Annotated in this window: 19 protein-coding genes and 1 pseudogene; 15 read left to right on the forward strand and 5 right to left on the reverse strand. The window is 69.7% G+C overall.

Features of this window, described 5'->3' with window-relative positions:
* Window positions 1–153 precede the first annotated feature (153 nt).
* The 4 genes and pseudogenes from OO70_RS37370 (at window position 154) to prcA (ending at window position 2,310) form a co-directional block, all read left to right on the forward strand.
* A complete protein-coding gene (locus OO70_RS37370; RefSeq protein ID WP_019066113.1) occupies window positions 154–372 on the forward strand; it encodes a ubiquitin-like protein Pup in 219 nt (72 codons plus the stop codon).
* 129 nt (window positions 373–501) lie between these two features.
* Window positions 502–696: pseudogene (locus OO70_RS52995) on the forward strand (endonuclease domain-containing protein); the annotation flags it as partial.
* Entirely contained in the window at window positions 648–1,493 is an 846-nt protein-coding gene (prcB, locus tag OO70_RS37375) for a proteasome subunit beta (protein ID WP_043681671.1), read from the forward strand. The pseudogene OO70_RS52995 and the gene prcB, both read left to right, overlap by 49 nt.
* A gap of 70 nt (window positions 1,494–1,563) precedes the next feature.
* Window positions 1,564–2,310, forward strand: coding sequence for a proteasome subunit alpha (prcA, locus tag OO70_RS37380; RefSeq protein ID WP_043681674.1), 747 nt, complete (start codon window positions 1,564–1,566; stop codon window positions 2,308–2,310).
* 58 nt (window positions 2,311–2,368) lie between these two features.
* Here prcA and OO70_RS37385 read toward each other — a convergent pair whose 3' ends face one another.
* The gene (locus OO70_RS37385) at window positions 2,369–3,388 is read right to left on the reverse strand and encodes a LacI family DNA-binding transcriptional regulator (protein WP_043681677.1); all 1,020 of its coding nucleotides are present in this window, start codon (window positions 3,386–3,388) and stop codon (window positions 2,369–2,371) included.
* Between the two features lie 99 nt (window positions 3,389–3,487).
* Here OO70_RS37385 and OO70_RS37390 point away from each other — a divergent pair, with 99 nt between their 5' ends.
* The 11 genes from OO70_RS37390 to OO70_RS37440 all read left to right on the forward strand — a co-directional run bounded on the left by OO70_RS37390 (window position 3,488) and on the right by OO70_RS37440 (window position 14,890).
* The gene (locus OO70_RS37390; protein WP_043681680.1) at window positions 3,488–4,747 is read left to right on the forward strand and encodes an MFS transporter; all 1,260 of its coding nucleotides are present in this window, start codon (window positions 3,488–3,490) and stop codon (window positions 4,745–4,747) included.
* Between the two features lie 9 nt (window positions 4,748–4,756).
* Window positions 4,757–6,118 carry a Pup--protein ligase gene (pafA, locus tag OO70_RS37395; protein ID WP_043681683.1) on the forward strand — a complete coding sequence of 454 codons (1,362 nt, stop codon included), beginning with the start codon at window positions 4,757–4,759 and terminating at the stop codon, window positions 6,116–6,118.
* Window positions 6,119–6,259: 141 nt separating this feature from the next.
* Complete coding sequence (locus OO70_RS37400) at window positions 6,260–7,273, forward strand: FKBP-type peptidyl-prolyl cis-trans isomerase (protein ID WP_043681687.1); 1,014 nt, start codon at window positions 6,260–6,262, stop codon at window positions 7,271–7,273.
* A 91-nt stretch (window positions 7,274–7,364) separates the two neighbouring features.
* Entirely contained in the window at window positions 7,365–7,736 is a 372-nt protein-coding gene (locus OO70_RS37405; protein ID WP_043681690.1) for an FKBP-type peptidyl-prolyl cis-trans isomerase, read from the forward strand.
* Between the two features lie 130 nt (window positions 7,737–7,866).
* The gene (locus tag OO70_RS37410; RefSeq protein WP_043681693.1) at window positions 7,867–8,820 is read left to right on the forward strand and encodes a helix-turn-helix transcriptional regulator; all 954 of its coding nucleotides are present in this window, start codon (window positions 7,867–7,869) and stop codon (window positions 8,818–8,820) included.
* Window positions 8,821–8,839: 19 nt separating this feature from the next.
* Window positions 8,840–9,865 (forward strand): helix-turn-helix transcriptional regulator, encoded by a 1,026-nt coding sequence (locus OO70_RS37415; RefSeq protein WP_078651708.1) that lies wholly within the window; start codon window positions 8,840–8,842, stop codon window positions 9,863–9,865.
* Window positions 9,862–10,173 (forward strand): hypothetical protein, encoded by a 312-nt coding sequence (locus OO70_RS37420; RefSeq protein ID WP_043681699.1) that lies wholly within the window; start codon window positions 9,862–9,864, stop codon window positions 10,171–10,173. The genes OO70_RS37415 and OO70_RS37420 overlap by 4 nt, the downstream gene beginning before the upstream one ends.
* 19 nt (window positions 10,174–10,192) lie before the next feature.
* Window positions 10,193–10,387 (forward strand): hypothetical protein, encoded by a 195-nt coding sequence (locus OO70_RS37425; RefSeq protein WP_043681702.1) that lies wholly within the window; start codon window positions 10,193–10,195, stop codon window positions 10,385–10,387.
* Between the two features lie 260 nt (window positions 10,388–10,647).
* Window positions 10,648–10,929 carry a Sec-independent protein translocase subunit TatA gene (gene tatA, locus OO70_RS37430; RefSeq protein ID WP_043681703.1) on the forward strand — a complete coding sequence of 94 codons (282 nt, stop codon included), beginning with the start codon at window positions 10,648–10,650 and terminating at the stop codon, window positions 10,927–10,929.
* A 48-nt stretch (window positions 10,930–10,977) separates the two neighbouring features.
* A complete protein-coding gene (gene tatC / locus OO70_RS37435; RefSeq protein WP_199827486.1) occupies window positions 10,978–11,940 on the forward strand; it encodes a twin-arginine translocase subunit TatC in 963 nt (320 codons plus the stop codon).
* Between the two features lie 85 nt (window positions 11,941–12,025).
* The gene (locus tag OO70_RS37440; protein WP_043681709.1) at window positions 12,026–14,890 is read left to right on the forward strand and encodes a DEAD/DEAH box helicase; all 2,865 of its coding nucleotides are present in this window, start codon (window positions 12,026–12,028) and stop codon (window positions 14,888–14,890) included.
* A 79-nt stretch (window positions 14,891–14,969) separates the two neighbouring features.
* Here OO70_RS37440 and atzF read toward each other — a convergent pair whose 3' ends face one another.
* From atzF to OO70_RS37460, 4 genes are read right to left on the reverse strand one after another with little or no spacing between them, the layout of a single operon-like run.
* Entirely contained in the window at window positions 14,970–16,658 is a 1,689-nt protein-coding gene (atzF, locus tag OO70_RS37445; protein WP_267881250.1) for an allophanate hydrolase, read from the reverse strand.
* Complete coding sequence (locus OO70_RS37450) at window positions 16,655–20,164, reverse strand: 5-oxoprolinase/urea amidolyase family protein (protein ID WP_043681714.1); 3,510 nt, start codon at window positions 20,162–20,164, stop codon at window positions 16,655–16,657. Before OO70_RS37450 ends, atzF begins: the two co-directional genes overlap by 4 nt.
* On the reverse strand, window positions 20,161–20,760 hold the full coding sequence (locus OO70_RS37455; protein WP_043681717.1) for an urea amidolyase associated protein UAAP2: 600 nt from the start codon (window positions 20,758–20,760) through the stop codon (window positions 20,161–20,163). Before OO70_RS37455 ends, OO70_RS37450 begins: the two co-directional genes overlap by 4 nt.
* On the reverse strand, window positions 20,757–21,581 hold the full coding sequence (locus OO70_RS37460) for an urea amidolyase associated protein UAAP1 (RefSeq protein ID WP_043681720.1): 825 nt from the start codon (window positions 21,579–21,581) through the stop codon (window positions 20,757–20,759). Before OO70_RS37460 ends, OO70_RS37455 begins: the two co-directional genes overlap by 4 nt.
* Between the last annotated feature and the right edge of the window lie 165 nt (window positions 21,582–21,746).

Consider the following 21,746-nt stretch of genomic DNA (forward strand, 5'->3'; position numbering starts at 1 on the left):
GGCCCCTCGGATCCAGGGCGCCGGACAGGGTGGAATGTCCGGTGGCCGGGAATCATCGAGGTGGCCGCCGTACGTTGTAGGAACTGCGGGGCCGATGTCAGTCCCTGCAAGTAGGGTCTGATCAAGAACGTCGAACCGAGCGGGGTGAGGGTTATGGCGACCAAGGACACCGGCGGCGGACAGCAGAAGGCGACGCGCTCCACGGAGGAGGTCGAGGAGCAGGCGGAGGAAGCGCAGGCGACCGACGACCTCAAGGAGCGCCACGAGAAGCTGAGCGACGATGTCGACTCGGTTCTGGACGAGATCGACGACGTCCTCGAGGAGAACGCAGAGGACTTCGTGCGCTCCTTCGTTCAGAAGGGCGGCCAGTAGGCCGCTCTACCCTTCGATTCGAAGGTGAACGGGGTGGCGTGGTGGCGGGCGAGTCCAAGATGAAGTGCTGCGTGCGGTGCGGCGAGACCAAGCCGCACGCAGTCTTCGCCCTCTTCGGAGTGGCATCGGAAAGCCTCCGCCGTTCATGTGGATCACCGCCATGAGACGGGTAGGGTCCGTGGCACAACGTGCTTCAACTGCAATTCGGCCATCGGCAAGTTGGGAGTTGATCCCGACGCTGTTCGTCGGGCTGCCGCCTACTTGGAAGGATCCTCGTGGAAGCCAACACTCGTAGCACTGGGCGTCTACCAGCTGCCTTCCTGACGCCTGGGTCGTCGTCCTTCATGGACTTCCTCTCCGATCATCAGCCGGAGATCCTCCCGGGCAATCGGCAACTGCCGCCCACCCAGGGCGTCATCGAGGCCCCGCACGGCACGACGATCGTCGCTGTCACCTTCCCCGGTGGCGTGGTGCTCGCCGGTGACCGGCGGGCCACCATGGGCAATGTCATCGCGCAGCGGGACATCGAGAAGGTGTTCCCCGCGGACGAGTACTCGGCCGTCGGCATCGCCGGCACCGCGGGACTCGCCGTGGAGATGGTCAAGCTCTTCCAGCTGGAGCTGGAGCACTTCGAGAAGGTCGAAGGCGCCCAACTCTCCCTGGAGGGCAAGGCGAACCGACTGTCCACGATGATCCGTTCCAACCTCGGCATGGCCATGCAGGGCCTCGCCGTGGTCCCGCTCTTCGCCGGGTTCGACGTGGACCGCGGCAAGGGCCGCATCTTCTCCTACGACGTGACGGGCGGCCGCTCCCAGGAGCTCGGCTACGCGGCCACCGGCTCCGGTTCGGTGTTCGCGCGGGGCGCCATGAAGAAGCTCTTCCACGACCAGCTGACCGAGAGCGAGGCCACGACCCTCGTGGTCCAGGCCCTCTACGACGCGGCTGACGACGACTCGGCGACCGGTGGTCCCGACGTCGCCCGCCGGATCTACCCGATCGTCACCGTGATCACCGAGGACGGCTTCCGTCGACTCACCGACGACGAGTCCTCCGAGATCGCCCGCTCGATCCTGGAACGGCGACTGCAGCAGCCCGACGGCCCGCGCGCCGCGCTGCTCTGACCCGGGGCCCGTTCTCATTCAAGGTGATCCAGTGACTTCGACGGAACTTTAAAGAGAGGGACGGATACCGGTGTCGACGCCGTTCTATGTCTCACCCCAGCAGGCGATGGCCGACCGGGCGGAGTACGCCCGCAAGGGCATCGCCCGTGGCCGCAGCCTGGTCGTGCTGCAGTTCGCCGACGGCATTGTCTTCGTCGGCGAGAACCCGTCCCGTGCGCTGCACAAGTTCAGCGAGATCTACGACCGGATCGGGTTCGCGGCCGCCGGAAAGTACAACGAGTACGAGAACCTGCGGATCGGCGGCGTGCGGTACGCCGACCTCCGCGGTTACACCTACGACCGTGCGGACGTGACCGCCCGCGGTCTCGCCAACGTCTACGCCCAGACGCTCGGCACGATCTTCTCCAGTGCGGCCGAGAAGCCGTACGAGGTGGAGCTGGTCGTCGCGGAGGTCGGGGACACGCCCGACGGCGATCAGATCTACCGGTTGCCGCACGACGGTTCGATCGTGGACGAGCACGGCTCGGTCGCGGTCGGTGGCAACGCCGAGACGATCAGTACCTATCTGGACCAGCGTCACCGTGACGGCATGACTCTCGCGGAGGCGCTCAAGCTGGCCGTGCAGTCCCTGTCCCGTGACACGAACGGCAGCGAGCGGGAGATTCCCGCCGAGCGCCTGGAGGTCGCGGTCCTGGACCGCACGCGCCCGCAGGCCCGCAAGTTCAAGCGGATCGTCGGGCGTCAGCTGTCCCGCCTGTTGGAGGGCGAGGCCGCGGACACCTCGTCCGACGGTGACGACTCCGACGACGAGAAGTGAGCCGGCCTCACCCAGCCTCTCGCGCGCCCCGGCCACCTCGGCCGGGGCGCGCGGCGTTTCAGCGCGACGCGCTCGGCGGCGCCGTGGAGCCCCGTACGACCAGCTCCACCGGGATGTCGCCCTCCTCCGGTACGCGGCCGTCCAGGACCGCCAGGAGGGCTCGCATGCCGTGTTCTCCGAAGAGTTCCGCGTCGAGGCGGACCGTCGTCAGTTCCGGGTCGATGGCGGTGGCCAGGGCGAGGTCGTCGAGGCCGGTGACCGACAGGTCGTCCGGGATGCGCAGGCCCAGTCGGCGGGCGGCCTTGTAGGCGCCGGCGGCGAGTTTGTCGTCGTCGCAGACCAGGGCGGTGGGGCGGGGGCCGGGGAGCGAGAGCGCGGCCTCGGCGGCGGCCAGGGCGCCCTCGATCGAGATGGGGGCCCGGGTCGTACGTACCGAGGTGCCTTCCACGGCACCCACCCGCGCGGCGAGTTCACGCGCGCGTACCTCGAAGGTCCAGGACGGTACGTCGGCGGCCAGGTGCAGGAAGTGGCGGTGGCCCAGAGTCAGTAGGTGTTCGGCGACCTGGCGGACGCCGTCGGCGATGTCCAGGTTGACCGTGGCGGCGCCCAGGCTGCCCTCCGGGTCGCTGTCGAGCATCACCAGGGGGAGCTGGTCGCCGCGGATCGCGGTGAGGGCGTCGGCGGCCATGGAGGAGGCGATCACGCCGTCCAGGGCGGCCTGGGCGGAGGCGAAGGGGTCCCGGGCGGGGCCGATGCCCTCGGGGGAGGGGTAGAGGACCACGCCGAAGCCGTGTTCGGCGGCGACGCGGGCGGCGCCGGTGTAGACGCCGGCGAAGAACTCCGTCGTCAGGACCGGGACCACCAGGAGGACGGTACGGGTGCGTCCCAGCCTGAGATTGCGGGCGGCGAGGTTGGGGCGGTAGCCCAAATCGCGTGCGGCCTCGCGGACGCGTTCAGCGGTGGTCTCCGAGACGCGGCCTCGCCACTTGTCGCCGAGCACCAGCGAGACCGCGGCCTGGGACACTCCCGCCGCCTGTGCGACGTCGCGGCTCGTGGGGCGGGTGCTGCCTCGTGCCACCGTGGGCCTGCTCCTTCGACTGTGCTCCGTCTGGACGCGTGAACAGGGCACATGGTACGTATGACAGTGGAAGTTATACGTAAAACGTGAGGGTGGGGCATGGCCGTGGGATATCTGGAGATCCTCAGGGCGAGGCACGCCAGCCGCCTGCTGGTGGGCACGCTGGTGGGGCGGCTGCCGAACGCCACCGCCGCGATCGCGATCGTGCTGTTCATCCGCGCCGAGGGCGGCACCTACAGCCTCGCGGGGGCGCTGGCGGCCGTCTACGGCGTCGCCAACGCGGTCGGGCAGCCCCTCCTCGGGCGGCTGGTGGACGTCCACGGGCAGCCGCGTGTGCAGCTGCCCGCCGCGATCCTGTCGGCGCTCGCCATGGCGGTCTTCGCCTTCGGCGGCACCGATCCGTTGCCCCTCGCCTACGTCGCCGTGGCGGGCGCCGGTCTTTTCGCGCCGCCCCTGGAGGGCGGTCTGCGCGCGCTGTGGCCGGCCGTGCTGCGGCGCGAGGACCAGGTGCACACGGCCTACGCCATGGACGCGGTGGCGCAGGAAGTCATGTTCACCGTGGGGCCGTTGCTCGTGACGGTGTTCGTGTCGCTGTGGTCCGCCCCGGTGGCGCTGCTCGTGCTGAACGTCATCGGGGTGCTGGGCGCCCTCTCCGTGGTCGCGTCGCCGCCCTCGCGCGCGTGGCGTTCGGCGCCGCGTGAGGCGCACTGGCTGGGCGCCCTGCGCTCGCCGGGGCTGCTGGCGCTGCTGGGCGCGTTCCTGTTCGTCGGGATCGCGATGGGGTCTATCACGGTCGCCTCTGTTCCGTACGCGGACGAGCACGGTGGTGACGTGGTGTACGGCTGGCTCATGGCGGCGATCGGTCTGGGCGCGCTGCTCGGTGGCACCGTCTACGGGGCGCGGCAGTGGAGCGGGGTGCCCGAGCGCCGACTGCGGGTCCTGGTGGGGCTCCTGGCGGTGTGTTACCTGCCGTTGATGCTCATGCCGGGCGCGGTCGCCATGGTGCTGCTCACCGTGCTCGCCGGGGTGTTCCTCGCGCCCGCCCTCGCCTGCGCCTTCATCATCGTCGACCGGCACGCGCCCAAGGGCACGGTCACCGAGGCTTTCTCGTGGCTTGTGACGACGTTCACCGTGGGCGCGTCGGTCGGAACGGGCGTCGCGGGCCCGGTCGTACAGGCCGGTGGGGCCCTGTGGGGGTTCGCCGTGCCGGGGGTCGCCGGGGCCGTGTCGCTGCTGGTTCTGGTGGCGACCGGACGGGTCCTCGCAGCTCCCGCCGGGGGTGCGGTGGTTGCGGCTTCATCGGAAAATGATCCAAACCGTGCCGTCGAACCCCGTTTCAGCACAGGGGATCGGGCGTAATGTTCAGTCATGGACCGCCGCATTTTCGGGCTGGAGAACGAGTACGGCGTCACGTGTACGTTCAGGGGACAGCGGCGTCTGTCTCCCGACGAAGTGGCTCGGTACCTCTTCCGCCGTGTCGTGTCATGGGGCCGCAGCAGCAATGTCTTTCTGCGAAACGGCGCCCGGCTCTATCTCGACGTGGGCTCACATCCGGAATACGCGACCCCCGAATGTGACAACGTGACCGAACTGGTCACCCACGACAAAGCCGGCGAGCGCATTCTCGAAGGACTCCTGGTGGACGCCGAACGACGCCTGCACGAGGAGGGAATCGCGGGCGACGTCTACCTCTTCAAGAACAACACCGACTCGGCGGGCAACTCGTACGGCTGCCACGAGAACTACCTGGTGGCACGGCACGGCGAGTTCTCCCGGCTCGCGGACATCCTCATCCCCTTCCTGGTCACGCGTCAGCTTCTGTGCGGCGCGGGCAAGGTTCTGCAGACCCCGCGCGGCGCCGTGTACTGCGTCAGCCAGCGCGCCGAACACATCTGGGAGGGCGTCTCCTCGGCGACGACGCGTTCCCGGCCCATCATCAACACCCGTGACGAACCGCACGCGGACGCCGAGCGTTACCGGCGACTGCACGTCATCGTGGGCGACTCGAACATGTCCGAGACGACCATGCTGCTCAAGGTCGGTGCCACCGACCTGGTGCTGCGCATGATCGAGGCGGGCACGGTGATGCGCGACCTGACCCTGGAGAACCCGATCCGGGCGATCCGCGAGGTCAGCCACGACATCACGGGCCGGCGCAAGGTGCGCCTGGCCAGTGGCCGCGAGGCCTCCGCGATCGAGGTGCAGCGCGAGTACTACGAGAAGGCCGTGGACTTCGTAGACCGCCGCGGCATCCGCACCGGCACCGTCGAGCAGGTCCTCGAACTGTGGGGCCGCACGCTCGACGCGATCGAGGCCGAGGACCTCGACCGGATCGGCACCGAGATCGACTGGGTCATGAAGTACCAGCTGATCGAGCGGTACCGGGCCAAGCACAACATGACGATGTCCCACCCGCGGGTCGCCCAGATCGACCTCGCCTACCACGACATCCACCGTCGCCGAGGGCTCTACTACCTCCTCGAGAGGAAGGGCCAAGCCGCCCGGATCTGCAACGACTTGAAGATCTTCGAGGGCAAGTCCGTTCCCCCGCAGACCACTCGGGCCCGGCTGCGCGGCGACTTCATCCGCAGGGCCCAGGAGCAGCGACGGGACTTCACCGTCGACTGGGTCCACCTCAAGCTCAACGACCAGGCACAGCGCACGGTGTTGTGCAAGGACCCGTTCCGTTCCGTGGACGACCGGGTGGAGAAACTGATCGCCGGAATGTAGGCGAAAGCGTCCGGACACCGACGTCCGGATACATATTCGGTACGCCACACGGGCCCCGTACGTTTCACGTACGGGGCCCGTGCCACGCCGTAGAGTTGCGCGCACGCCATCAACAAGATCGACCGATACGAGGCCTTCACCGTGCGCCGACGCTCCCTTCTCATCGCTGTTCCCGCAGGACTCGTGACGCTCGCGGGGTGCGGTGACAGCGATTCCTCCTCCAGCAAGGCCAGCGCGTCGCCGTCGCCCTCGCCGTCCGGCTCGGCCACGACCGCTCCGCCGCCGAAGGTCGTGGACGGTCCGGTGCCGGCGATCACCGCGGGCACGAAGTTCGACGAGAAGCCGACCGTCGCCAAGGGCACCGGCGATCCGTCGAAGGACCTCGCGGTGAAGACGGTCATCGCGGGCAGCGGCAAGGCCGTAGCGGAGGGCGACTTCGTCCAGGTCAACTACCTGGGCCAGATCTGGTCTTCGGCCAAGGTCTTCGACAACTCCTATGACCGCAAGACCCCGTTGGTGATCCAGCTCGCCCAGGGCAGCATCATCGACGGCTGGCGCTACGGCCTGGCGGGCCGGAAGGTCGGCAGCCGCGTCGTGATGGCCATCCCGCCGACCTGGGGGTACGGCACGACGGGCAACAGCCAGGCGGGCATCAAGGGTACCGACACGCTCGTCTTCGTGATCGACGTGCAGGACTCCTTCAACGTCAAGAGCTCCGCCAAGGGCACGACCGTGGCGCAGTCCGACGCCGCGCTGCCCAAGGTCGGCACGAACACCGACGGCAAGGCCCCCTCGGTGACCATCCCGAAGGCGGACCCGCCGAAGAAGCTGGTGTCGAACTACGTCCTGGAGGGCGACGGAGCCGTCGTCAAGGCGTCCCAGACGATCCTGTGCCAGTTCAAGGGCGTGGTCTGGAACACCGGCAAGGAGTTCGAATCGACGTACTCCCAGGGCCGGTTGAGCCAGTTCGCGATCTCGCAGATGGAGTCGGTCGTCAAGGGCCTGGCGCAGGGCGTCACCGGCAAGAAGGTCGGCAGCCGCGTCATGATCGTCGCGCCCCCGGACCTGGCCTACGGCGACACCCCGCCGACCGGCGGTGCCATCAAGAAGGGCGACACCCTGGTCTTCTCGGTCGACATCCTGGCGGCGATGTAGTCCACAGGTGGAGGGCGTCCCGGCGCACGACTCCGACCGGGATGCGAGACTGTCCGAGTTGCCTTGTCGTACACAAGCAGGAGCTAGAGACGTGAGCATCGAGAAGCCCGAGATCGACTTCCCGGGTGGCGAGCCCCCGGCCGACCTGGAGATCAAGGACCTTTGGGAGGGTGAGGGCGAGGTCGCCAAGTCGGGCCAGAACGTCACCGTCCACTACGTGGGCGTGGCCTTCAGCACCGGCGAGGAGTTCGACGCCAGCTGGAACCGCGGCACCCCGTTCAAGTTCCCGCTCGGTGGCGGCCGTGTCATCAAGGGCTGGGACCAGGGCGTGCAGGGCATGAAGGTCGGCGGCCGTCGCCAGCTGACCATCCCGGCACACCTCGCCTACGGCAACCAGAGCCCGACCCCGGCGATCAAGCCGGGCGAGACCCTGATTTTCGTGGTCGACCTCGTCGCCGTCTGATCACCGGATCCGACCGGACCCGATCACCTGGGGCCCATGCCTGCTCGGGCATGGGCCCTCGGCTTTTGCCGGGCCCTCGTGGGGCGGTACGGTCATCGTTCGTAAGCACATAGGAAGGCGAAGGGCGTCGATGGCCATTGCCAAGGCCGAGCGGCTGATGAACCTCGCGCTGTGTCTGCTCGGGACGCGGCGGCCGCTCAGCAAGCGTGAGCTGCGGGAATCCATCGAGGCCTACCTCGAAGCCGGGTCCGACGACTCCTTCAACCGGATGTTCGAGCGCGACAAGGACGATCTGCGCGAACTCGGGCTGGTCATCGAGACGGTGGAGAACCTGGACGGCGAGGTCGGCTATCTCGCCCGCCGTGACAGCAACCGCCTCCCGCCCATCACCCTCGACGCCGAGGAGGCCGCCGCGCTCGGTCTCGCCGCCAAGGTGTGGCAGCAGGCCCGTCTCGCCGGTGCCGCCAGCGGCGCCCTGCAGAAACTGCGCGCGGCCGGAATGCCCGAGGACCTCGACCCGTACGAGCCGCACGGCGCCCTGGAGCCGCGCATTCCGGTGCACGAGGCGTCGTTCGAGCCGCTGATGCTGGCCTGCCGCGACCGTCGGCCCGTCGTGTTCGAGTACCGCAAGGCCACCGCCGCCCGCCCCGAGACGCGGAGCGTCGAGCCGTGGGCCCTCGAGTGCTGGCGCGGCCACTGGTACCTCGCGGGCTGGGACCGGGACCGCGGGGCCGAGCGGGTCTTCCGGCTCTCCCGGATCACCGGCAGAGTGCGGTCGCGCAACGGGCGGTTCACCGCGGACATCCCCGATGTCGTGACCGTGCGCGAGACCGTCGCGAGCTGGGCGGGGGAGACCGCCGACCGCTCCGCGCTGATCCGGCTGCGCACCGGCTCCGGGTACCCCCTGCGGGCGAAAGCCACGGCGGTGCGGGAACTCGGGGACGGCTGGGACGAGTTGGAGATTCCGTACGGCCACGGACTGGACGCCTGGCTGGTGGAGTTCGGGCCCGATGTCGTGGTCCTGGAGCCCGCCGAGCTGCGGGCCGACGTGGTGGACCGGCTGCGTGCCGTGGCCAAGGGCTGAGGGGGAGCGGAAGAGAACTGTGGCAGGCAAACCGGTCAGGCCCGTGAACGCCATCGACCAGACCCGGCGGATGCTCTCCCTGGTGACCTATCTGAAGGAGCGCCCCGGAGCACGTATCGAGGACGTGGCCCGTGCCTTCGGGATCACCGAGGACGAGCTGGTCTCCGACCTCGACATCCTGCCCATGTGCGGGACCAGCTTCCGCGGCGGCGACCTGCTCGACATCGACACCGACGGCGACCGCATCTGGTGGCACAACCCCGACGACGTCGCCGAGCCGCTCCGGCTGGCGGCCGACGAGGCGACCGCGCTGCTGGTGGCCGCCCGCGCCGTATCCACGTTGCCGGGCCTGCGCGAGAGCGACCGGCAGGCGCTGTTGCGGGCCAACGCCAAGCTGGAGGCGGCGGCCGGTGAGGCGGCCGGAGCCAGTGCACGGCTTTCGGTGACCTTCGAGTCCGAGGGCGGTGTCTTCGCCGACGTCGACCGGGCGATCTCCGAGCGCCGGCGCCTGTGGATCCGCTACTACTCGCCCGCGCGCGACGAGTTGAGCGAGCGCGAGATCGACCCCATCCGCCTGGTCAGCGTCGGGCACACGTACGTGGAGGCCTGGTGCCGGCGCTCCGAGGCGCGCCGCACCTTCCGGCTCGACCGGGTCGCCGAGATCAAGATCCTCGACGAGCCGTCCGCGCCGCCCGAGATCGAACTGCGGGACCTGTCGGAGGCGCTGGTGCAGCCCGCCGCCGAGGACCCGGAGGTCGTCGTGGAGGTCGGCCCGGGTGGACGCTGGGTCGCCGAGTACTACCCGCACGACAGTGCCGATGAGCTTCCCGACGGCGGGCTGCGTATTACCTTGCGCACCCCCGACCCGACGTCCCTGCGACGCCTGGCCCTACGGCTCGGGCGCGACGGCCGGATCGTCTCGCCGGGCGACCTCGCCGACAGCGCCCGACGGGCCGCCCGCGAGGCGTTGACGGCGTACGACGGACCGCAGGGCGTTGTTGATGGTGTGCACGGAGTTGACGACAGGCAGGAGCAAGGGCTGTGAGTGAGTCGACGATGTCGGGTGTCCCGGGCGTCTCGGGTGTTCCGGAGATGACGGTGGCCGCCGCGTTCGCCGGGATGAAGAGCGTGGTGCCGGTGATGTTCAGAGCGGGCTGCCCGGACTGCCGGGGCAACTTCGAACTGGCGGCGAGCGCCCTGCGTCTCGCCATCGGCGCCACCAGCCGCACCACGTTCTACTCGTTCACCTGCCCCGACTGCGGCGCCGCGGTCCGCAAGCCCGCGGGTGAGCGGATCGTCGAACTGCTCACCGGCGGCGGGGTCAGGACCCTGCGGCTGACCTCCGTCGGATAACAGGGTCTAGGCTCGCCCCATGTTCTGGGCGATGGTCGCGGTAGCTGTGGGTTTCCTTGGTCTCGCCGTGCTCGGCGTGCTCGCCGTCCGGGTCTTCCTGGAGGCGCAGCGGCTCGGACGCCAGGTCACGGACGCCGCGCAGCGCATCAACAGGGCGGCCGAGGACCTGGAACGGGCGGCCGTGGCGACGGCCCGTTCCGTCGACGCACTGTGAGTCACGTATGCGTGGGGTGTGAGTTGCGCGCCTGATGCGCTTCGCGTCACTTTGCCCTGTCACGTTGTCGGTGGGGGCAGGTACGCTGCTGATCGCGGTCCGGATAACGAGGCCCGGAGCGCGGACCGGGAGTACGCACGGGGATTGCCTGACGTTTACCCCTGAGCGTTACGATCGCTGGCAGCACGAACGTCGGACACATGTCCGAGCGATCGGACAGCACCCCCACCCCAGCCGCCTCGGTGAGAAGGTAAAGACTTATGTTCGGAAGGCTCGGAGCTCCCGAGATCATTCTCATCCTCGTCGTCATCGTGCTGCTCTTCGGCGCGAAGAAGCTTCCGGACATGGCCCGCTCGCTCGGCAAGTCCGCCCGCATCCTCAAGAGCGAAGCCAAGGCGATGAAGGAAGAGGGCAACACCACCCCCGCCCCCGCCGGCCCGCCGAACACCGACGAGCCCGTGCAGCGCACCATCCAGGCGGCCCCCGGCGACGTGACCAGCTCGCGCCCCGTCACTGAGCCGTCGGACACGACCAAGCGCTGACGCAGGGCCGGGACGCCCCCGGCCTGCCGCACGAGATGAGGACGTGGGTTGCCTAAGTCTGCCCGCACGAAGGAGAAGGACCCCGAGGGGCGGATGCCCCTCGCGGACCATCTGCGCGAGCTGCGCAACCGGCTCGCGAAGGCGATGCTCGCCATCATCGTGGTGACCTGCGTGGCCGCCTTCTTCTACAACGACATCGTCAACATCATCACCAAGCCGGTGTTGCACTCGGTCGGTTGCTCCCAGAACTTCGAGCAGCTGGCGAAGACGTCCAAGACGTCCCAGCCGTGCGCGCAGATCACGATCAACGGTCTGCTGACGCCGTTCACCCTGGCGTTGAAGGTGTCCCTGATGGCCGGTGTCGTCCTGGCCTCCCCGGTCTGGCTGTACCAGCTGTGGGGCTTCGTCGCCCCCGGCCTGCACAAGAACGAGAAGAAGTACGCGCTCTCCTTCGTGGGCACCGGCGTTCCGCTGTTCCTCGGCGGCGCCTACTTCGCCTACAAGGTGCTGCCCACCACGGCGCAGGTCCTGATCGGCTTCACGCCCAAGGACGTCAACAACCTGCTGCCGCTGGACGACCTGCTCGACCTGGTCACGCGCATGGTGCTCGTCTTCGGCCTCTCCTTCGAGCTGCCACTGCTGCTGATCATGCTCAACCTCACGGGTGCGCTGACCGGCAAGCGGATGCTCGGCTGGTGGCGCGGCATGATCCTCGGCATCACGGTCTTCGCTGCCGTCGCCACCCCCAGCACCGACCCGCTGACCATGCTGGCCCTGGCCGGGCCGATCTGGGTGCTGTACTTCGCCGCGGTCGTCTTCTCCCTGGTCAACGACCGGCGCAAGCGCCGCCGCGATGCGGAGGGACCGGGCGACGACGAGGCCTCCGACCTGGACCTCACTCCCGAGGACATCGGTGAGATCGAAGCCGTCTCGGCCGGCCGGGCAGCTCTGCCCGAGCAGGCGAGCGGTACGGGTTCGGACCGGGTCAACGGCTATGACGACGTGACCTGATCCCCTCCGGATCTCCGCCGAGACCGGCCGTTCCCGCAGCGCGGGCGGCCGGTCTCCGTGTGTGCGGGGTTCATGGGAACGGATAATGATCGTCCTGTTGTCAGTGGCGCCCGGTACGCTCGAAAGCACGATGACAGAGGACCTCTCCCCGGCCGAGCGGTACGCGGCAGCCCGCCTGCGGGCAGCCGAGCAGGCCACCGCGCTCGCGGACTTCCGCGAGATGTACGACTTCGGTCTCGACCCCTTCCAGATCGAGGCCTGCCAGGCGCTCGAAGCGGGGAAGGGCGTGCTGGTAGCGGCGCCCACCGGCTCCGGCAAGACGATCGTCGGCGAGTTCGCCGTCCACCTCGCCCTCCAGCAGGGCAAGAAGTGCTTCTACACGACCCCCATCAAGGCACTGTCGAACCAGAAGTACGCCGACCTGTGCCGCCGCTACGGCGCGGACAAGGTCGGCCTGCTCACCGGCGACAACAGCGTCAACTCCGAGGCACCGGTGGTCGTCATGACCACCGAGGTGCTGCGCAACATGCTGTACGCCGGTTCGCAGACCCTCCTCGGCCTCGGATACGTGGTCATGGACGAGGTGCACTACCTCTCGGACCGCTTCCGTGGTGCCGTGTGGGAGGAGGTGATCATCCACCTCCCCGAGTCGGTGACCCTGGTCTCCCTGTCGGCGACCGTGTCGAACGCCGAGGAGTTCGGCGACTGGCTCGACACCGTCCGCGGCCACACCGAGGTCATCGTCTCCGAGCACCGGCCCGTCCCGCTGTTCCAGCACGTGCTCGCCGGGCGGCGGATGTACGACCTGTTCGAGGAGGGCGAGGGCAACAAGAAGGCCGTCAACCCCGACCTCACCCGCCTGGCCCGCATGGAGGCCCAGCGCCCCTCGTACCAGGACCGCAAGCGTGGCCGTGCCATGCGTGAGGCCGACCGGGAGCGCGAGCGCAGATCGCGTTCGCGGGTGTGGACGCCGGGCCGTCCTGAGGTCATCGAGCGGCTGGACAGCGAGGACCTGCTGCCCGCCATCACGTTCATCTTCAGCCGCGCCGCCTGCGAGGCCGCCGTGCAGCAGTGTCTGTACGCCGGGCTGCGGCTCAACGACGACGACGCGCGGGAAAAGGTGCGCGCCCTCGTCGAGGAGCGCACGGCGTCCATTCCCAACGAGGACCTGCATGTCCTCGGGTACTACGAGTGGTTGGAGGGCCTGGAGCGCGGTATCGCGGCCCATCACGCGGGCATGCTGCCGACGTTCAAGGAGGTCGTGGAGGAGCTGTTCCTGCGCGGGCTCGTGAAGGCCGTGTTCGCCACGGAGACCCTGGCGCTCGGCATCAACATGCCCGCGCGCTCGGTGGTGTTGGAGAAGCTCGTCAAGTGGAACGGCGAGCAGCACGCCGACATCACCCCCGGCGAGTACACCCAGTTGACCGGTCGTGCCGGTCGGCGCGGCATTGACGTCGAGGGTCACGCCGTCGTGCTGTGGCAGCGCGGGATCAGTCCCGAGCACCTCGCGGGACTGGCCGGCACGCGCACGTATCCGCTGCGCTCCAGCTTCAAGCCGTCGTACAACATGGCGGTCAACCTCGTCGACCAGTTCGGGCGGCACCGGTCGCGTGAGCTCCTTGAGACGTCCTTCGCGCAGTTCCAGGCGGACAAGTCCGTCGTCGGGATCTCGCGGCAGGTGCAGCGCAACGAGGAGGGTCTGGAGGGCTACAAGGACTCCATGACCTGCCACTTGGGCGACTTCGACGACTACATGCGGCTGCGTCGCGAGCTCAAGGACCGGGAGACCGAGCTGGCCCGGCAGGGCGTGGCCCTACGGCGGGCCGAGTCCGCCGTAGCGCTGGAGAAGCTCAAGCCGGGAGACATCATCCACGTCCCGACCGGCAAGTACGCCGGTCTGGCGCTGGTGTTGGACCCGGGACTGCCCGCAGGGCGGTCCAACGGCCACCGCGGCTTCGAGCAGCACGACGGGCCGCGCCCGCTGGTCCTCACGGTCGAACGGCAGGTCAAGCGGCTCGCGTCGATCGACTTCCCGGTGCCCGTCGAGGCGTTGGACCGGATGCGGATCCCGAAGACCTTCAACGCCCGTTCCCCGCAGTCCCGTCGGGACCTGGCCTCCGCGCTGCGCACCAAGGCCGGGCACATCCCGCCGGAGCGCGCCCGCAAGCAGCGGTCGCAGGCCGCCGATGACCGGGAGATCGCGCAGTTGCGTACGGCGATCCGGGCGCACCCCTGTCACGGCTGCACCGACCGTGAGGACCACGCCCGTTGGGCCGAGCGGTACCACCGGCTGCAGCGGGACACCACGCAGCTGGAGCGGCGGATCGAGGGGCGGACCAACACGATCGCCCGGACCTTCGACCGGATCGTCGCGCTGCTGACCGAGCTGGACTATCTGCGCGGCGACGATGTCACCGAGCACGGGAAGCGGCTGGCCCGGTTGTACGGCGAACTCGATCTGCTCGCCAGTGAGTGTCTGCGGGAGGGCGTCTGGGAGGGGCTCGCCCCTGCCGAACTCGCCGCGTGCGTCTCTGCCTTGGTGTTCGAGGCGCGGGTCAGCGATGACGCGACGGCGCCGAAGGTGCCGTCCGGCAAGGCCAAGGCCGCGCTCGGTGAGATGGTGCGGATCTGGGGGCGGCTTGATGCCCTTGAGGAGGATTTCCGGATCACTCAGACCGAAGGGGTTGGGCAGCGGGAGCCGGATCTTGGGTTTGCCTGGGCCGCGTATATGTGGGCCAGTGGGAAGGGGTTGGACGAGGTCCTTCGGGAGGTGGAGATGCCGGCCGGGGACTTTGTTCGGTGGTGCAAGCAGGTGATTGATGTGTTGGGGCAGATTTCGGCGGCGGCGCCGGTTTCTGGGGGCGAGGCGTCTTCGACCGTGGCTAAGAATGCGCGTAAGGCTGTTGATCTGTTGCTGCGGGGAGTGGTGGCCTACTCGTCTGTGGGGTGACCGTTTGAGGGGCGAGTGCGGGTGCGTTGTGGCTGGGCGCGCAGTTCCCCGCGCCCCTAGGGAGTGAGCCTTGCGGCCCTCAAGAGCTCACGTAGTTTCGCCAGCCCCCGTAGGTTGTGATGTCCTCTGCGTTTTCCAGAGCTGCCGGCTCGCAGAGGAAGCCCGGGACGCTTGTGCCGTCTGCCAGTTGCACGTTGCCCAGTGTCATTGGGCGGGGGAGTGCTGCCAGCAAGCGGCCCAAGCCCTCCGCCGGGAGTCGCCACACCTCCGCCTCTATCTCCGCGCCGCCCTCGCCCACATGCACCAGGCCCGGCTTGGGCGGAGTCGTCGCCAGGGCGTGCAAGCGGTACACCGGCGCTGTCGTAGTCGTGCGGTCCAAGTGGGCGCCCAGGGACAGGAGTTGGGGGTTCAGGGGCTGGCCCGTCAAGTGGGCTCCTACGACGGCCAGTTGGAGCGATGGCTCCAACTCGCCCGCGATGCGCGCCAAGCGGTCGTCGGTGAACGCCGGGCCGATCAGCATCACCCCGAAGGGGAGCCCGTTCACCTCGCCCGACGGGACTGCTACCGCCGCCAGGTCGAAGAGGTTCGTGGAGTTGGTGAAGCGGCCCAGGCGGGCGTTTGCCCCGAGCGGGTCGGCGGCTACCTCGGCCAGGGTCGGGTGGCCCGGAGTTGTCGGGAGCAACAGGGCGTCCGCGTCGGCCAGTTCCGACAGGGCCCGGGTGCGCAGGGCCGCCAGGCGCTCCTGGTCGGTGTACAGCTGGTGGGCCGGGATGTCTCGGGCCCGGGTGATGATGCCGGTGACCGTGGGGTCCAGGCCCTCGGTGCCGGATGCGATCGCCTTGTCGACAAAGGTGCCTACCGCTGTGTAGCGCTCGGCCACGAACGCCCCCTGGTAGAGCATCGCCGCCGCCTCGGTGAAGGGGGTGAGGTCCAGGGTGCGGATCTCGGCGCCCGCGCTCCTGAGCTGTTCCACCGCCGCCTCGTAGGCCTCCGCCCAGCCTTCGTCCAGTTCGCCGAGTTGTTCCCGCGTGGGGACCGCGATGCGCCATGGGCCGGGGGCTCGCTGGGGGAGGAGCGGGAGGTCGCGGGCCGGTGGGGAGGTCATGAAGGACAGGGCCTGTTCGGCCTCCGGGAGTGTGCGGGCGAAGACCGTCACGCAGTCGATCGAGGCGCAGGCCGGGACTACCCCCGTTGTCGGGACCAGGCCCCTGGTGGGCTTGAGGCCGACGATGCCGTTGAAGGCGGCGGGGACCCGGCCCGAGCCCGCCGTGTCGGTGCCGAGGGCGAAGTCGACGATGCCGAGGGCCACGGCGACGGCCGAACCGGCGCTGGAGCCGCCGCTGATCCGCTCCGGGTCGTGGGCGTTGCGTACCGCGCCGTACGGGGAGCGGGTGCCGACCAGGCCCGTGGCGAACTGGTCGAGGTTCGTGGTGCCGAGGACGATCGCGCCGGCCGCGCGGAGGCGGGTCACCACCGGGGCGTCGGTCTCCGGGTCGTAGGCGTACGCCGGGCAGCCTGCCGTTGTCGGCAGGCCGTGGACGTCTATGTTGCCCTTGGCCGCGAACAGGCGACCGGCGAGGGGGAGTTGTTCGCCTGCCGCCACTCGATCGGCTATCGCCCGCGCCTCGGACTCGACCTCTGCCTGCGGGCGCAGGTCGATCCAGATCTCGGGGCGGTCCACTGCCTCGATGCGGGCGTAGGCGGCGCGGACTCGGGACACGATGGTCGACATCTCTTGGTGCTCCTTGCGGTTCGGCGTGAGGTTCAGCTTGCGGGGGCGAGGACGAGCAACGCCGTGCCCGCTTCGACCTGGTCGCCGGGCCTGGCCAGGATTTCCGTGACCACTCCGGCCATCGGGGCGTGGACCCTGGACTCCATCTTCATTGCCTCCAGGGCCAGGAGGGGTTGGCCGACTGTCACCTCGTCGCCTGGCTCTACGTTCAACTGCCATACGGACGCGGCGAATTCGGCCTCCACCAGGCGTCCGCCCGCCGGGACCGTCACCTCGGCCTGTGGGGGTGCCGGGGCGGCTGCCGCCTCGGCGCGGGTGAACTCGCCGGCGGCCTCCCAGGCGTCGCGTTCCGCGCCGAACGCGGTCTGCTGCCGGGACCTGAACTCCGCGATGGACTCGGCGTTCTCGGTGAGGAACGCCTCGTACTCGGCGAGTGAGAACGTGCCCTCTTCGATGCGGGGGACGAAGCGGCCGGAGGTGATGTCTGCCCGGAGGTCGAGGAGTTCGTCCGGCTCCACCGGGTACCACTTGATGCGGTCGAAGAAGCGCAGCAGCCAGGGGGAGCCCGGTTCGAACGCGCCGCGCTGCTGCCAGCCCGACCACACCTGGGTCGTACGGCCCACGAACTGGTAGCCGCCGGGGCCCTCCATGCCGTAGATGCAGAGGTACGCGCCGCCGATGCCGACCGAGTTCTCGGCCGTCCAGGTGCGGGCCGGGTTGTACTTCGTCGTCACCAGGCGGTGGCGGGGGTCCAGGGGGGTAGCCACGGGCGCGCCCAAGTAGACGTCTCCCAGGCCCAGTACGAGGTATTCCGCGTCGAAGACCGTGCCGTAGACGTCCTCTACCGAGTCGAGGCCGTTGACGCGGCGGATGAACTCGATGTTCCAGGGGCACCAGGGGGCGTCGTCGCGGACGCCCGCCATGTAGCGGGCGATGGCCTCGCGGGTCGCCGGGTCGTCCCAGGAGAGGGGGAGGTGGACCGTGCGGGAGGGGACGATCAGTTGGTCGGTGGGCGGGAGTGCCGACGCTATCTCCCTTACGGAGGTGAGGAGTTCGTGCTGGGGGAGGCGGCTCGGGTCCGTTTGGATCTGGAGCGAGCGGATGCCCGGGGTGAGGTCCGTGACGCCTTCGAAGTCGGCCTCCGTGATCGCCTCCATGAGGGCGTGGACCCGCATGCGTTGCGCCAAGTCCAGTTGCATGGGGCCGAATTCGACGAGGAGGTTGTCGTCGCCGCTGCGGCGGAACGTGACGTCGCCGTCCCGGGCCAGGATTCCGCCGTCCACGATGTCAGGGCGGGCTGAGCCGTCGACGTGCACCGGGAGGAAGCGGACTGTGTCGCCGGGCCTGAACTGGCCCAGTTTCCAGCGCTCTTGGCTGATGACCGTCGCCGGGCAGACGAAGCCGCCGAGGGACGGGCCGTCGGGGCCGAGCAGTACCGGCATGTCGCCCGTGTAGTCGACGGCGCCGACCGAGTACGGGGTGTCGTGGATGTTGGACGGGTGCAGGCCCGCCTCGCCGCCGTCGGTGCGGGCCCAGCGCGGCTTCGGGCCGACCAGCCGGACGCCCGTGCGCGCCGAGTTGAAGTGGACCTTCCAGTCGGCCGCGTAGAAGTCGCGGATGTCGTCCTCGGTGAAGAACTCCGGTGCCGCGTGCGGGCCTTCGACCGCCGCCACGTCCCACACGGCACCGAAGGCCGGGCGGTCGGCGGTGGGTACGGGCGTGCCCTCGGCGACCGTGCCGCCGTGCAGGACGTCACCGGTGCGCAGGGCCCGGCCGCCGTGGCCGCCGAAGCGGCCCAGAGTGAAGGTGCTCGCGCTGCCCAGGAAGGCGGGCACGTCCAGGCCGCCCGCGAACAACACGTAGGTCCGCAGGCCGTGTTCGGCCGGGGCGCCGATCTCCAGTACGGCGCCTGCGGGTACCGTCACCGGCTCCCACTGCGGGATCGGCGCGCTGTCGATCGTCACTGGTGCCGGGGCGCCCGTCACGCACACCGTGGTGGCGTGGGTGAACCTCAACGTCGGTCCCTGGAGGGTGCATTCGAGGCCGGGGGTGCCGTCCTCGTTGCCGAGCGCGCGGTTGCCGAGGCGGAAGGAGAGGTCGTCCATCGGGCCGCACGGGGGGACGCCGACCTGCCAGTAGCCGGTGCGGCCGGGCCAGTCCTGGACCGTGGTGAGGGTGCCGCCGGAGACGATCTCGATGCGGGGAGTGGGGTCGGTGACGGTGGTCAGGGTCGCTGTGGAGTGGGTGGCCGTGCGGAAGTCCGGCTCGGCCAGCGCCGCCCGCACCAGGCCCAGGTTGGTCTCGATGCCGTCCACGCGGGTGCGGGCCAGTGCCTCGTCGAGCCGTCGGAGCGCGTGGGCGCGGTCGGAGCCGTACGCGATGACCTTCGCGAGCATCGGGTCGTACGACGTCGTCACCTCGGTGCCGGTCTCCACCCAGCCGTCGACGCGCACGCCGTGCGGGAACTCGACCCGGGTCAACAGGCCCGCGCTGGGCCGGTGTTCGCGGGACGGGTCCTCGGCGTAGACGCGGGCCTCGACGGCATGGCCGTGCGGGTTGCCCGGGTCCTGGACGACGTCGGTCTCACCGCGGGCCAGGCGCAGCATCCAGGCGACCAGGTCGACGCCGTAGACCTCCTCGGTGACCGGATGTTCCACCTGGAGACGGGTGTTGACCTCCAGGAAGTAGGCCTCCTCGCGCCGCGCGTCGTAGACGAACTCGACCGTGCCGGCGGAGCGGTAGCCGACCGAGGCGCACAAGTCGCGGGCGGAGATGGCCAGTTGGGTACGGATGGAGTCGGGCAGGCCCGGTGCGGGGGCCTCCTCCACCACCTTCTGGTTGCGGCGCTGGAGGGAGCAGTCGCGGTCGCCGAAGGTGACGACCCTGCCCTCGCCGTCGCCGAAGACCTGTACCTCGACATGGCGGGCGTGTTCGACGAGGCGTTCCAGGAAGACTCCGGCGGAGGAGAAGGAGGCGGCGGCGACGCGCTGCACCCGCTCCCAGGCCTCGGTCAGTTCGTCGGCGGAGCGACATGCCGACATGCCGATACCGCCGCCTCCGCCGGTCGCCTTGAGCATCACGGGGTAGCCGATCAGCGTGGCTTGGGCGAGCGCCTCGTTCAGGTCCGCCAACAGGCCTGTGCCCGGCGCCAGTTGGACCCCGGCCGCCTCGGCCGCCGCGCGTGCGGTGTGCTTGGCGCCGAACAGCTCCAGCTGCGCGGGCGTCGGGCCCACGAACACGATCCCGGCGTCCTCGCAGCGCCGGGCGAAGGCCGCGTCCTCGGAGAGGAAGCCGTAGCCGGGGTGGATCGCGCCCGCGCCCGTGTCCTTGGCCGCCTTGAGCACCAAGTCGGCGTCCAGGTACGACTCTTTGGCCGGTGCCGGGCCGAGCCGTACCGCCTCGTCGGCGAGCCGTACGTGGGGTGCCGAGCGGTCGGCGTCGGAGTACACGGCGACCGTGCGCAGGCCGAGTTCGCGGGCCGTGCGGATGATGCGGACGGCGATCTCGCCCCGGTTGGCGATCAGCAGCGTGTCGAAGGTCATTCCGTGACCCCGATGGTCATCTCCACGGCCGTCGGCTCGAAGCCGTTGCAAGGGTTGTTGATCTGGGGGCAGTTGGAGACCAGGACCAGGACGTCCCGTTCGGCGCGCAGGGTCAGTTTCAGGCCCGGCGCGGAGAGGCCGTCGACGATGCCGAGGGTGCCGTCCTTCTCGACCGGCACGTTCATGTACCAGTTGATGTTGGAGACCAGGTCCCGCTTGCCGAGGCCGTAACGGGCGCCCTCCGCGAGGAAGTTGTCCACGCACGCGTGCTGCGACCACGTGTGGTGGCCGTAGCGCAGGGTGTTGGACTCCTTGGAGCAGGCGCCGCCGACCGTGTCGTGCCGGCCGACCTCGTCGTCGGTGACGGTCATCAGCGGGGTGTGCTCGTTGGACATCAGCACGCTGCCGGTGGTCAGGAAGAGGTTGCCCTGGGCGTGGATGGTGTCGGGGGCGCTGTAGCGGACCGACGTGTCGTGGGCGTCGTAGACGAGGAAGTCGACGGCCTGGTTGCCGTGCAGGTCGGTGATGGTGAGGGTCTCGCCCGTCCGGACGACGGCGGACCAGGCGGCGCGGGCGGGAACGACGGTCGTGCTCATGCGAGCCCCCTTGCGGCAAGGAATTCCGTGGTGTTGAGGAAGGCGCGGCGGCCCTCGGGCGTGGCCTCCCACAGGGGGTCGCCCGGCTCGGTGGCCTCGGCGCGCCAGGCGAGCACCTCCAGCGGGGTGCTGACGTAGTCGTCGCGCGGATCGACCGGATGCGGCACGTTCGCGATCAGTACGGTCACGTCCTGCTCGGCGCGCAGGGTCACGCTGCCGCCGGGGCCGGTCGAGCCGGTGAAGTCGAGGGAGCCGTCGTCGCGGACCTCGACGCCCTGGAAGAAGGAGAGCGAGGGCGGCAAGTCACGTGGTTCCAGGCCGTTCTTGGCGGCGGCGAGCTTGAACAGCTCGCGGCCGGCGGGGGATTCGGACTGCGGGGTGCCGTCGCCGTAGCGCTCGGTGTTGCGGACGAGGGTCGAGGTGCCGCACAGGGCGTCGTGGCGGCCGGAGGTGTCGGCGACGAGGGAGGCGAGGACGCGGCCCTGGTCGGAGAGGAGGAGCTGGCCCTCGCCGAGGTAGGCGTTCCACTGGACCTTGACCGTGTCGGCGACGTTCAGGCGCTCCCAGGGGCGGTCGGCCGCGTACAGGAGCAAGTGGGCGCAGGCGTCGCCGCGCAGGTCGGTCAGGCGGAGTTCCGTGCCGCGGGCCAGGACGCGGTGGGTGTAGTTGCCGCCCGCGACCGTCTCGGCCCACACCAGGTGGCCCGCCTCGCAGGGCGGGGCCGGCCAGTCGCCGGCCGGGACGACGGGCATGGCCTCGGCGCGCCTGCCCTCCTGGGCGCGGGCGTGGGCGCGGGCTCCGTAAGTGGTCGCTGTCGCCATTGCGGGGACCTCCGGCTGCGGGGACATCTCGGTCGTACGACATTTCTGTCGCTCGACAGAAATTAGGAGGCCGTCGGGTCGTCGGGGTTGCCCGGGTGTTGCCGGTCGGTTACCGAGCCCTCACGAAGATCGTCGGGCGTTTGCCGTGCGGGGTCGTGTGCGAGG

Origin of the sequence: Streptomyces xylophagus (genome assembly GCF_000716435.1) — a bacterium.
Classification (GTDB): domain Bacteria; phylum Actinomycetota; class Actinomycetes; order Streptomycetales; family Streptomycetaceae; genus Streptomyces; species Streptomyces xylophagus.